Source organism: Gordonia sp. 852002-51296_SCH5728562-b (assembly GCF_001665475.1).
Lineage (GTDB): Bacteria > Actinomycetota > Actinomycetes > Mycobacteriales > Mycobacteriaceae > Gordonia > Gordonia sputi.
Window position 1 is genome coordinate 13,339 of record NZ_LZMI01000076.1, and the last position, 12,554, is coordinate 25,892.

12 protein-coding genes are annotated in these 12,554 nt (G+C 64.2%); 8 read left to right on the forward strand and 4 right to left on the reverse strand.

Annotated features, from left to right (window positions below; all coding sequences use genetic code 11):
- Nucleotides 1-115: 115 nt before the first annotated feature.
- The 6 genes from A5766_RS13760 (at nucleotide 116) to A5766_RS13785 (ending at nucleotide 5,685) form a co-directional block, all read left to right on the forward strand.
- Nucleotides 116-1,297: an acyl-CoA dehydrogenase family protein gene (locus tag A5766_RS13760; protein ID WP_064905065.1), complete on the forward strand. Its 1,182-nt coding sequence runs from the start codon at nucleotides 116-118 to the stop codon at nucleotides 1,295-1,297.
- Between the two features lie 51 nt (nucleotides 1,298-1,348).
- A complete protein-coding gene (fabG, locus tag A5766_RS13765) occupies nucleotides 1,349-2,095 on the forward strand; it encodes a 3-oxoacyl-ACP reductase FabG (protein WP_064905067.1) in 747 nt (248 codons plus the stop codon).
- Between the two features lie 17 nt (nucleotides 2,096-2,112).
- Nucleotides 2,113-3,264: a CoA transferase gene (locus A5766_RS13770; protein ID WP_064905095.1), complete on the forward strand. Its 1,152-nt coding sequence runs from the start codon at nucleotides 2,113-2,115 to the stop codon at nucleotides 3,262-3,264.
- A gap of 129 nt (nucleotides 3,265-3,393) precedes the next feature.
- Nucleotides 3,394-4,368 (forward strand): pirin family protein, encoded by a 975-nt coding sequence (locus A5766_RS13775; RefSeq protein WP_005202136.1) that lies wholly within the window; start codon nucleotides 3,394-3,396, stop codon nucleotides 4,366-4,368.
- Nucleotides 4,365-4,871, forward strand: a complete 507-nt coding sequence (locus A5766_RS13780) for a MarR family winged helix-turn-helix transcriptional regulator (protein WP_064905069.1) — start codon at nucleotides 4,365-4,367, stop codon at nucleotides 4,869-4,871. The genes A5766_RS13775 and A5766_RS13780 overlap by 4 nt, the downstream gene beginning before the upstream one ends.
- 7 nt (nucleotides 4,872-4,878) lie before the next feature.
- Nucleotides 4,879-5,685: a pirin family protein gene (locus tag A5766_RS13785; RefSeq protein ID WP_064905071.1), complete on the forward strand. Its 807-nt coding sequence runs from the start codon at nucleotides 4,879-4,881 to the stop codon at nucleotides 5,683-5,685.
- Between the two features lie 17 nt (nucleotides 5,686-5,702).
- Here A5766_RS13785 and A5766_RS13790 read toward each other — a convergent pair whose 3' ends face one another.
- The 4 genes from A5766_RS13790 to A5766_RS13805 all read right to left on the reverse strand — a co-directional run bounded on the left by A5766_RS13790 (nucleotide 5,703) and on the right by A5766_RS13805 (nucleotide 9,237).
- Nucleotides 5,703-6,629 carry an LLM class F420-dependent oxidoreductase gene (locus tag A5766_RS13790; RefSeq protein WP_064905073.1) on the reverse strand — a complete coding sequence of 309 codons (927 nt, stop codon included), beginning with the start codon at nucleotides 6,627-6,629 and terminating at the stop codon, nucleotides 5,703-5,705.
- Nucleotides 6,630-6,692: 63 nt separating this feature from the next.
- Nucleotides 6,693-7,694: a cation diffusion facilitator family transporter gene (locus A5766_RS13795; RefSeq protein WP_005202140.1), complete on the reverse strand. Its 1,002-nt coding sequence runs from the start codon at nucleotides 7,692-7,694 to the stop codon at nucleotides 6,693-6,695.
- A gap of 130 nt (nucleotides 7,695-7,824) precedes the next feature.
- A complete protein-coding gene (locus A5766_RS13800) occupies nucleotides 7,825-8,511 on the reverse strand; it encodes an MspA family porin (protein WP_064905075.1) in 687 nt (228 codons plus the stop codon).
- Between the two features lie 36 nt (nucleotides 8,512-8,547).
- A complete protein-coding gene (locus A5766_RS13805) occupies nucleotides 8,548-9,237 on the reverse strand; it encodes an MspA family porin (RefSeq protein WP_005202142.1) in 690 nt (229 codons plus the stop codon).
- A gap of 379 nt (nucleotides 9,238-9,616) precedes the next feature.
- On the opposite strand from A5766_RS13805, the gene A5766_RS13810 reads away from it, so the two are divergent.
- Both A5766_RS13810 and A5766_RS13815 read left to right on the forward strand, forming a co-directional pair.
- Complete coding sequence (locus A5766_RS13810) at nucleotides 9,617-11,488, forward strand: amino acid transporter (RefSeq protein ID WP_156527460.1); 1,872 nt, start codon at nucleotides 9,617-9,619, stop codon at nucleotides 11,486-11,488.
- A 105-nt stretch (nucleotides 11,489-11,593) separates the two neighbouring features.
- A complete protein-coding gene (locus A5766_RS13815) occupies nucleotides 11,594-12,538 on the forward strand; it encodes an ABC transporter ATP-binding protein (RefSeq protein ID WP_005202150.1) in 945 nt (314 codons plus the stop codon).
- Nucleotides 12,539-12,554 lie beyond the last annotated feature (16 nt).

The window sequence follows — 12,554 nt, forward strand, 5'->3', positions numbered from 1 at the left end:
CGCAAGCACCCCGAATTATCATCTTTGACGCTCCGTGCGGACATAGAAAGCGTCTTAGCTGTTGATATGTAAGTCCTCTTGGTGCGCCCGGCGTGTATTTGATAATTTTCACCCCATGACCACCGCAACCGATCAACCGACGCCCGAGGTCGATGCCGACGATTTCGAGCAGATCCGCCAACTGGTCCACGACTTCATCCGCACCAGGGTCGTGCCCCGCGAAACCGAGATCATGCAGTCCAACGAGGTACCGGCCGATCTGCGTGCGCAAGCCGCGGAGATGGGATTGTTCGGATATGCGATCCCGCAGGAATGGGGTGGCCTCGGACTCGACCTGACCCAAGATGTCGAGCTGGCAATGGAGTTCGGGTACACCAGCTTGGCGTTGCGATCGATGTTCGGCACCAACAACGGCATCGCAGGTCAGGTGCTCGTCAACTTCGGCACCGACGAACAGAAGAAGCACTGGCTCGAGGGCATCGCGTCGGGCGAGGTGGTCGCGTCCTTCGCACTGACAGAACCGGGAGCGGGCTCCAACCCGGCGGGGTTGCGCACCAAGGCAACCCGCGACGGGCAGGAATGGGTGATCGACGGCCAGAAGCGCTTCATCACCAATGCGCCGATCGCCGACCTCTTTGTCGTCTTCGCACGAACCCGTCCCGCCGATGAGTCGGGAACCGGCATAGCCGTATTTCTCGTTCCCGCAGACACTCCCGGCGTCGAGGTCGGCACCAAGGACGCCAAGATGGGCCAGGAGGGCGCGTGGACTGCCGACGTCACCTTCGACGGGGTACGTGTGCCTTCGTCGGCGCTTGTCGGTGGCGATGAGGAGAAGGGCTACAAGGCTGCGATGACGTCGCTCGCCCGCGGCCGTGTGCACATCGCCGCACTGTCGGTGGGGCAGGCGCAGCGCGCACTCGACGAATCGGTCGCCTATGCCGCCAATGCCACACAGGGCGGAAAGGCCATTGGCTCTTTTCAATTGGTGCAGGCGATGCTCGCAGATCAGCAGACCGGAGTGATGGCCGGACGGGCACTGGTCCGCGAGGCCGCCGCCAAGTACGTCTCCGGAGAGGATCGACGTGTCGGACCGTCGGCGGCGAAACTGTTCTGCACGGAGATGGTGGGCAAAGTCGCCGACCTCGCCGTGCAGATTCACGGCGGAACCGGCTATATGCGCGAGGTACCGGTCGAACGTATCTACCGCGACGTGCGCCTGCTCCGCCTGTACGAGGGCACCAGCGAGATTCAACGACTCATCATCGGCGGCAACCTGATTCGCGCCGCGACGACGTAGACGCCGCCGACAACCACACCTCCACCCGTCCCGAGAACAGGACACTTCACCATGCCAGGACCGCTCCTGAACGATCAGACCGCCGTGATCACCGGCGCCGCACAGGGAATCGGTTTCGCCATCGCGCAGCTCTTCGTCGACGAGGGCGCTCGCGTCGTGATCGGTGACGTCAATGCGGAGGCCGCCGACAAGGCAGCTGTGCAACTCGGCGGCTCCGAGCGTGCGATCGGCGTGCGGTGCGATGTCACCGACAGCGACGACGTCGACGCGTTACTCGCCGCAGCCGCAGACGCTTTCGGCCCCGTCGACGTCATGGTCAACAATGCCGGGATCACTCGCGATGCCACCATGCGAACCATGACCGAAGACCAGTTCGACCAGGTCATCAACGTGCATCTGAAGGGCACCTGGAACGGCACGCGCAAAGCCGCGGCGATCATGCGCGAACGCAAGAGCGGTGCCATCGTCAATCTGTCGTCGCTGTCGGGCAAGGTCGGCATGGTCGGGCAGACCAACTACTCAGCAGCCAAGGCGGGCATCGTCGGGATGACTAAAGCCGCCGCGAAAGAGATGGCGCACCACGGGGTTCGAGTCAATGCCGTCGCGCCAGGCCTCATCCGCTCCGCCATGACCGAAGCCATGCCACAGAAGGCATGGGATCAGAAGATGGCCGAGATCCCGATGGGACGCGCGGGCGAGGTCAGCGAAGTCGCCACTGTGGCACTGTTTCTCGCGAGCCACCTCTCGTCGTATATGACCGGCACCGTCATGGAGGTCACCGGCGGGCGGTTCATGTGACCACCGGGCGTAGTCACGTGTCTCGCCCGCTGGCTGGCGTTCGCGTTGTCGAAGTGTCGAGCTTCGTCGCATCTCCCCTGTGCGGCTTGACTCTTGCGCAACTCGGCGCCGAGGTGATCCGCGTCGATCCGACGGGCGGTGCCGCCGACGTCCATCGCTGGCCGTTGACCGATGACGGCACCACCTCCATCTACTGGACCGGCCTCAACCGCGGCAAGAAGTCGATCACCGCAGACCTGCGTTCACCCGACGGCCAGGAGTTGATCCGACGACTCGTCGTCGAATCAGGTTCTGGCGGTGGGATTCTGGTGACCAATGCGGCTGGCCGGGACTGGATGAGCCACGAGACGCTGGCAGCGCTGCGCAGCGACGTGATCACCGTCGAGCTGTGCGGGCTTTCCGACGGCTCCCCCGCAGTCGACTTCACGGTCAACGCGCGCATCGGCTTTCCGATGATCACCGGTCCGCTCGATCATGCGGGTCCGGTCAACCATGTACTCCCCGCGTGGGATGTGATCTGCGGACTCTATGCCGCCGTGTCACTCACCGCGGCGGTGCGCAAACGGGAACACAGCGGCGACGGTAGCCGTATTCGGCTGGCGCTCGAGGACACCGCGTTGTCGATCGCCGGAACGCTCGGCTATCTGACCGAACCGCAGGTGAATTCGACGTCGCGGCCCGCCACGGGGAACGACGTCTACGGGACGTACGGCACCGACGTCACGACCGCGGACGGGGATCGATTCATGATCGTCGCCCTCACCGCACGCCACTTTCGCGACTTGGTCCGCATCACCGGAACCGACGGTGTCGTCGGCGCACTAGAACGCTCACTCGACGTCGACTTCACCACCGAGGCCGACCGCTTCACCCATCGCGACGTGTTGAACGCGCTGTTCCGCACGTGGTTTGCCAACCAGCCGACTGAGAGCGTCGCCGAGCTCCTCGAGGAGTCGTCGGTACTCGCGCAGCGCTACCGGACATTCGACGAGGTGGTGGCGTCCGGCGCGCTGGCCGCGAACCCGCTGTTCACTGATCTCGACCAACCCGGCGTCGGCACCTACCTCGCCGCGGGACTACCCGCAGGCTTCGACGGCGAACACTTCGCAGCAGGGCCTGCGCCAACCCTCGGCGCCGACACGCCCACGTGGCCCCCTACGACCCAGTGACACCGCCGACCCCGTGACACCGACGATCCCGTGACGCCACCGACGACGTCTCCGGAATAACACCGCACCTCGGCAGGTTGACTGAACCAGTTGCTCAGATTTGAGCAAACAGCCGACCAGGAGGTTCCGATGCCCGCCATCACCGCCGACACCACAACATTGCCCCGCCTCACCGCGCCGGCACTCGAGGCCACCGAACGACCCGTGAAGTCGCTGACCCGTGGTCCGCGCGGATACGAGGGAGAAGGGTTTCCCGTGGTCAGAGCCTTCGCGGGCGTTCCAGCAGCGGTTCTCGACCCGTTCATCCACATGGATCAGATGGGTGAGGTCGACTACGAGCCGGGCGAACCGAAGGGCACCGACTGGCACCCGCACCGGGGCTTCGAGACCGTCACCTACATCATCGACGGCCGCTTCCAGCACCAGGACTCCACCGGTGGCGGCGGCTTGATCGAGAACGGCGCCACCCAGTGGATGACCGCCGGGGCCGGCATCCTGCACATCGAGACCCCACCGGCCGAGTTGGTCGAGTCCGGTGGCCTGTTCCACGGCATCCAGCTCTGGGTGAACCTTCCGGCCAAGGACAAGTTCCTCACGCCGCGCTACCAGAACCTCGAAGCCGGGAACGTCGCGCTCGTCGCCTCGCCCGACGGCGGCGCACTCGTCCGCATCATCGCGGGCGAGCTCGACGGCCACGCGGGGCCGGGTGCCACACACACGCCGATCACGGTGGCGCACGCGACCGTCGCGCCGGGTGCATCCGTGTCGGTGCCCTGGCGGGAGGACTTCAACGCCCTTGCCTACGTCCTGTCCGGACGTGGCACCGTCGGCCCAGATGCGCGTCCGATCGAGCAGGGTCAACTCGCAGTATTCGGCAAGGGTGACCGTCTGACGGTCGCCGCCGATGCCGGGCAGGACAGCAACCGCCCCGCCCTCGAGGTCCTCCTGCTCGGCGGACAACCGATTCGCGAACCCGTCGCACACTACGGTCCGTTCGTGATGAACACCCGCGAGCAACTGATCGAGGCCATCGAAGACTTCCAGGCCGGTCGTCTCGGCGTCATTCCGCCGGATGCGATCATGCCGCACACCAGCACTCGATGACCGCCAACCCCTCGATCCAGAAGGTCGCCGCGTCGAAATCCCAGGCGTGGCGGCTCTTCATCGAGACCAGCGCCCGACTCCAGACCACGCTCGACGACGAACTCCGTGCTCACTGCCGAATGTCGTTGGCGGACTATCACGTTCTGTTGATCCTTCACGAATGCCCCGGTGGCCGTGCACGAATGCGCGACCTCTCCCACCGCATGGTGTTCTCGACATCGCGTCTCTCCTACCAGATCGACGCGATGGTCCGACGCGGGTGGCTTCGTCGCGAGGCGGCCCCAGAGGACAAACGCGGTAGCTACGCGGTACTGACCGACGACGGACGCTCGGCGTTCGAGGCGGCGGCACGCGACCACGGTGCGGCCGTCGACAGGTTGTTCACCTCCGCGCTGTCGGATTCCGAAGCAAGCGAACTCGCCGACCTCATGGAGACACTGACCGGTCACCTCGACGCCGAAACTCCCCTCACCCCAAGCACATCCGCGAGCCGAGCGAAATGAGGACACCATGACCGACACGCAGACCCCACCGATCACCGATGTCGCAGGCTGGCGCCTCATCCGCGCGGCTGACCGCTACATGTGGAACGACGAGGCCATCGACTCGCGGCAATCATTCCCTGCCACGGGCAGTTTCGACCTCGCGGCCAACGCGCACGGGATGCTACTGGTCCACAACGACGACATCGTCGACGCGGGCGCAGGCTTCGACACCCATCAGCATCGCGACGCAGAGATCGTCACGTGGGTCGTCGAAGGCGCTCTGCACCACAGGGATTCGCAGAGCAGCGAAGGTATCCTGACACCCGGCGTCGTACAGCGCATGTCTGCGGGATCGGGAATCAGGCATTCCGAGCGCAACGCGTCGACGCGCGCCGAGAACCAACGGCTGCGCGTGGTGCAGATGTGGATCGCACCGGAGTATTCGGGCGGCACACCGAGTTACGCGGAAGCGGACGTCAACGAAGCGTTAGCCGACGGCGGGCTGGTCACCATCGTGTCGGGACTCGACCGCGACGCGGGTGGGCATACGTTGTCGATCGGCAACAGCTACGTCGCGCTACACGCCGCGCGCCTACTCCCCGACCGCCCGGTCACCCTGCCGTCTGCACCGTTCGGGCACCTGTTCGTGGTCTCCGGCACCGTCACCGTGTCGGGCCTGCCGAGCGGCGAGACGGCCGACGACCCCCTCACGCTCACTGAGGGCGACGCGCTGCGTACCGCGAGCACCGCCGCATTGACTGTCGCCGCAGACGCACCGGCCGAGATCCTCTTCTGGGAGATGCACACGTCGTTCGACGCCGCACGCCCCTGACCGCTCGACAAACGCGATCAGAGTTGCGGCGCAACCGTTGTGGAGATCAGCTCGAGATGCTCGAGATCGTCAAGGTCGAGCATCTGCAGGTACAACCTGGTGACTCCGATGGCCCGGTAGGACTCGATCTTCTCGACCACCTGATCGGGTGTACCCGCGAGTCCGTTCTCCCGGAGCTCGCCGACCTCGCGCCCGATTGCGTCGGCACGTCGTGTGACGTCTGCATCGCTTTTGCCCACGCAGATCGTCAACGCCGCCGAATACGTGAGTTCGTCGGGTCCGCGACTCGCCGCTGTGCACGCATCGCGCACGACGTCGAATTGCGCTGCGACGACGTCGGTCTTCGCGAACGGCACGTTGAACTCGTCGGCAAACCGCGCGGCCAACGCGGGGGTGCGCTTCTTACCCATGCCGCCGATGATGATCGGGGGCCGCGGTGACTGCACCGGCTTGGGCAACGCGGGTGAGTTGCTGACCTGAAAGTGCTTGCCGCGGTAGTCGAAGAGATCGCCGGCGGGCGTCGACCAGAGCCCGGTGATGATCTCGAGGTTCTCGGTCAGCTTCTCGAAGCGTTCTCCGAGCGGCGGGAACGGGATCGCGTACGCCTCATGCTCCTCGGCGAACCATCCTGCGCCGAGTCCGAATTCGATTCGGCCACCGCTCATCTCATCGGCCTGCGCAACCTGGATCGCGAGCTGACCGGGATGGCGGAACGTCGCCGACGTCACCAGGGTGCCGAGACGGATCGTCGAGGTCTCCCGACCGAGCGCCGCCAACGTGAGCCACGCATCGGTCGGCCCCGGGAGCCCCTCGGTGTTCATCGCCAGGTAGTGATCGGATCGGAAGAATGCTCCGTAGCCGAGGTCTTCGCTCGCCCGCGCGACGCGCAGCAGCGTCTCGTACGTGGCACCCTGCTGAGGTTCGGTGAAGATTCGCAATTCCATGGAATTCAACCTACGCGTCGCGAACTCGGGTCTGTCCGGCGTGCCGTCATCTCTGGGGACGCGTCACGCCTCCGGCGTGATCTGGCCCGCGGGCACCAGCGACGGCTCGTCGACGGTCGAGAGGGTGAGGACGGCCTCGACGATCGCGTCCTGCGTCTCGATCTGCGCTTCGAGCCTTCGCAACCGGAATGCGACGTCGTGCTCGGCGAGGTCGCCGGTGATGTCTACGGCTGCCACCAGGTAGAACTCCATCGGACCGACGTACTCCGCATGCAGATAGGTGACCCGATCGATGTCGGCCATGTCGAGCAGACGAACGAGGATGGCGTCGCGAATCGGCGCCATGGCCTCCTGGCCGAGGAGAAACTCGCTGTTGCGTCGGATCAGGAAGATGGCGATGAAGCCCAACAGCAGACCGACGAGGATCGATCCGAGCGCATCCCAGACTGCGTTGCCGGTGATCTGATGCAGCGCCATGCCCGCAGCAGCGATCGCGAGTCCGACGAGTGCCGCGGAGTCCTCGGCGAACACTGCTCGCAAAGTGGTGTTCGACGTCCGGCTGACAAATCGAAGCGGGTGCATCGACATCCGACGTCCGCCCGCCTTGGCTTGGCGCACCGACTGTATGAACGAAATACCTTCCAGCACAGCGGAGATCGCGAGCACGATGTAGCCGACGAGATAGTTGGTGTCTTCTTCCGGGTGTACCAGCGCGGTGATGCCGTTGACCACCGACACGGCAGCGCCGACTGCGAACAGTCCGAACGCCGCGAACATCGACCAGATGTAGGTTTCCCTGCCGTGCCCGAACGGGTGACTCCTTGTCCTGCCACGGTTTCCGCGGCGCTCGGCGATGAGCAGAAAGATCTCGTTTCCCGAGTCCGCCCAGGAGTGCATGGCTTCAGCCGTCATCGATGCCGATCCCGTGACGATCGCAGCAATCGTCTTGGCAATGGCGACCGCAACATTGGCGACGAATGCGATGACGACCGTCGTCATCGAATCCTGATCGTTGATAGGGGTGACGAGTTGCTCATCGGTCCGCGGCGCATCCGTGTCAGCCATTATCCGATCGTCTCACGGCATGCGTTTGCCGACACTCGATCCGGACACGCCCTCGCCGAGAAAATGACCGCGCGGCGCACCCAGCCGAAGGTGCACCGCGCGGTCGTCGAATCCAGACTCGGGTGAGAGGTTATCCGAGGCTGAAGGGCTTTCCGTAGAACGTCACGATCTGTTCTGCGTTGGGTGTGTTCACATACACGTCGGCAAACGAGCGAGCCTGCGCATAGCCTGCGCAGCCGTTGATCCCGATCTGCTCGTCGGTATAGCTGAGCTTCGCGTGGTTGGTGGCCTTGTACCCGACCTTGTTGCTCAGCTTCTGGTTGCCGAAGTCGTCGGCGGACTCGACAGTGTTCACGTAATAGGCGACCGCCTGGCCCGGACCGACCGACAGCGAGGTTCCGGCGCCTGCCGTTGCCGAACTGATTGCGGGCGGACTGTCGATATTCGGACCCGGTTTGCCGGATGCGGCACCGTTGCCGCTACCAGTGACACCGGAGATGTTGACCTGGCAGCCGACGATGTAACCCGCCCTGATCTTGATGTTCTTGGCGTCTTTGCTGGTCTTGACAGCGTAGGTGGCCGACACCCATGCGTTGCGGTGTAGCGGGGTTCCGCCGAGGGACGGGTTGATGTTTGCCCTCTCGTTACTCCTCGTCACCGACACGACGGTGCCGTCGCCCAGGGTCTGCTGGTCGGTCTGTGACGGGAGCGCGACGTGGACGTCCGCGTGTGCGATGGCCGGTGTCATCAGTGCGGCGACGGTTGTCAATGCCGCGGGCGCGCCGATCGTGACGAGCCGCTTCAAGCTGATATTCATTTCTTCCTCGTATGTCGTCAGTCGTTCAGGGAGGTGTCAGCCGATGGAGAAGGGCTTGCCATAGAGATTGATCTTCTGATGATCGCTACCTGTGGTCTCCACGACCACGTACGAGCGAGCCTGCGCGTAGCCTGCGCAGTTGTTGATGTTCAGCTGCGTGCGGTCCCAATTGAAGTAGTACGTGCCCTTTTTCTCGATGTCCTTGTAATCGAGCTGAGCAAACACCACCTGGCCGGGCGTCAGCGGAATGCTGAGACTGCCCGAACCCGATACCGCGCCGGCGCTGAGCAGGTTGAGTGTTCCGGTGGCACCGACCGTCATGGATCCGACGTTCACCTGGCAACCGACGATGTAGCCCACCGAGAGTGTCGCCGCAGCGCCGTCCGTCGACACGCCGCCGGTGCCCGGGTAGGTGGCCTCGCCGTTCGAACCGACGCCGTTGTTCGGTCCCGCCTTGGAGTCCTTCAGGCCTGGCGCCTTGAGAACAACGCTTCCGCTCACCCACGCGGTGCGGCCAAGGCCATTTGCCGCAAGAGACGGCGAGATCTGTGCAGATTCAGAGGTGCGGGTCAGGGTCAGCCCGTCGCCGTTGGCCGTTCCTCCCGGCAAACGAACGAAGGCGTCGCCGTGTGCGGGAGCCGCGGCCAGGCCGACGGCGGTCGCGACGGCACCGATGGCCAGTGCGCCGACGGCACCCCGTCGCATCCGTGACTCGTTGGTGGTCATGTAGTCCCCTCAAGATGAATTCATTGCTCGGCTCGCTCGCTCCGCGCGCTGCGCCGGTCGTCGCCCCAGCGGCAACTCCGCGCGAACTGTACTGAGATGACGGAGAACAAAACGTGAACAAAGAGCGGCCACACGGCGGCGCGTTGACCAATTTGTGATCTTCGAATCCGTTGCACGACAGGATGTTTCGTTTTGCACCGTTTGCACTGCCAAATATCGGACATAAGCGACGCTTGCTGATCGTCCGCAAATGAGTGCAGGCTTCGCGATACCAAATCGAGGTTCGTCCGGTTAGTGTTTGCGAGTGAGCTCCGACGTTTCCGACCACCGAATGCGGCAATGGCTGCTCTCCGATATCTCACCGGAGCCCGCAGGCCTCATGGGACCGCACCGCATTCCGAGCGAAGAATCGCACACACACCGGTGGTGGCAGGTGATGTGCCTGACCGGCGTCGACTATTTTTCGACGCTCGGCTACCAGCCGGGCATCGCTGCGCTCGCAGCGGGAACCGTCGCCCCTGTCGCGACATTGGTGCTGGTCGCACTGACGCTCTTCGGCGCGCTTCCCGTCTATCGCTACGTCGCAGCCAAATCGCCCAAGGGCGAGGGCTCTATCGCGATGCTCGAGCGACTGCTCCCCAAGTGGGGCGGAAAGATCTTCGTTCTCGTCCTCCTCGGCTTCGCGGCAACCGACTTCCTGATCACGATGACGTTGTCGGCCGCGGACGCGACTGCCCACTTCGTCGAGAATCCCCTTGTCCCACGCGGCTTCTCCAACCACACGGTCCTGATCACACTGATCCTGCTCGCGCTGCTCGCCGCGGTGTTCCTACGCGGCTTCACCGAGGCGATCACCATCGCTGTCGTCTTGGTCGTCGTGTATCTGAGTCTCAACGTTGTCGTGATCGCGACCGCGCTGTGGCACATCGTCGAAGCTCCACATCTCGTCATCGACTGGCAGTCGGCGATGTTCACCGAGCACGGCAATCCGTGGATGGTGGCAGCGATCGCCGTCCTCGTGTTTCCCAAGCTGGCGCTGGGATTGTCGGGCTTCGAGACGGGCGTCGCGGTCATGCCGCAGGTCGACGGCTCACCGGCCGATCCACCCGATCATCCGATCACCCGCATCCGTGGCACACGACGCCTCCTCACCACATCGGCACTGATCATGAGTGTCTTTCTCATCTCGAGCAGTCTGGTGTGCACCATCCTGATACCCGAGAACGAGTTCCAGCCCGGCGGCAAAGCCAACGGTCGTGCGCTCGCCTACCTCGGACACGACTACCTCGGCAGCGGATTCGGCACCGTCTACGACATCAGCACCATCCTCATCCTCTGGTTCGCCGGGGCGTCGGCGATGGCCGGTCTGCTCAACCTGGTGCCGCGCTACCTGCCGCGCTACGGCATGGCTCCGGACTGGGCGCGCGCCACCCGCCCGCTGGTCGTCGTCTTCGCACTCATCGCCTTCGGCGTCACCATCTATTTCGACGCCAACGTCGACAAACAGGGCGGCGCATACGCCACCGGCGTGCTGGTTCTGATGACGTCCGCGGCCATCGCCGTCACGCTCTCGGTGCGCAAACGCAGGATCCGACGACTGACGCTGATGTTCACGACGATTTCGGCGATCTTCATCTACACCACCGTCGCGAATATCATCGAACGCCCCGAAGGTGTGCAGGTGGCGGCATTCTTTATCGCGGCGATCCTGATCGTGTCGTTTGCTTCCCGAATCAACCGATCGTTCGAATTGCGAAGTGGCATCATCACTTTCGACGAGACAGCACAACGCATCATCGACGAGGCAGCGGCCTCCGGGGAGATACAGATCGTCACCCACGACCCCGACGAACGGTCGCTGCACGAATACCACGACAAAGAACTGCAGCAACGCGCCGAAAGCCACATTCCCGACGCCGATCAGATCGTGTTCCTCGAAGTGAACGTGACCGACTCGTCGGAATTCGCCACCGACCTCCTGATTCACGGACGCTACCGCGAAGGTGGCTACCGGATCCTCTGGGTTGATTCGGCGGCGGTGCCCAATACGATCGCAGCCACGTTGTTGGCCATCCGCGAACGGACCGGAATCGTTCCCAACGTGTACTTCGAGTGGAGCGAGACCAACCCGCTGCTCAACCTCCTCCGGTTCTTGTTCATCGGCGAAGGCGAGGTGGCGGCTGTCACGCGAGAGGTCGTCCGACGAGCCGAGCCGGAGATCAGCCAACGGCCGGTCGTACACGTCGGCTGACTTCCCGACACCAACATCTCAGTGCCCGGCCCATGACGATTGTCATGGGCGAAACATGACATCTGCTCTGTGTGTGGACGCCCGCGCGGGGCGACTCTTGATGTCATGAACAACACGGACTCCTCCGCGATTCGCACATCGGCGCCGACACACACCGTGCCGGCACTCGTCATCGACGGCGTCACGAAGACCTTCCGCAGCGGCAACAGTTCTCAGGTCACCGCCGTCGACGACCTCAGCCTGACGATCCGCCAGGGCGAGGTCGTGGCCTTCCTCGGGCCGAACGGCGCAGGCAAGACCACGACGCTCGACATGGTTCTCGGCCTGACACAACCGGATTCGGGCACGGTCGAGGTCTATGGGTCGTCGGCCAGGAAGGCCGCGCGGACCGGTAGGGTCGCCGCGGTTCTGCAGAGCGGCGGTCTGCTCCCCGATTTCACGGTCGAAGAGACCATGCGCATCATCGCGGATCTGCACGGGCGCACGCGCGACGTCGAATCAGCAATGGCTCGCGCCGGCATCTCAGACATCGCCGGGCGCAAGGTTTCCCGGTGCTCGGGTGGCGAGCAGCAACGCCTCAAGTTCGCGTTGGCGATGCTGCCCGACCCCGACCTCATCGTGCTCGACGAGCCGACCGCCGGAATGGATGTGGAGTCACGACGCGCCTTCTGGTCGGCGATTCGTGCGGATGCCGGTGCCGGTCGCACCGTCGTCTTCGCCACTCACTACCTCGAAGAGGCCGACGACTTCGCCGACCGCATAGTGATGGTCTCGCACGGACGCGTCGTTGCCGACGGTTCGACCGCCGAGATCCGCAATGTCGCCAGCAGACGGGTGGTGTCGGCAATCGTCGACGACACCGGTATCGCCGCAGTGGGTACGGCCATTCCCGATCTCGAGGTGGTCGAGCGTCGAGGCGGACGAACCTATCTGTCCGCCAACGATTCCGATGCACTTGCGAGGTTTCTACTGACCGCGACCGACGCACGTGAACTCGAGGTCGCAACCCACAACCTCGAAGACGCCTTCATCGCGCTCACCACCGACTGACCACCACGACCCTCAC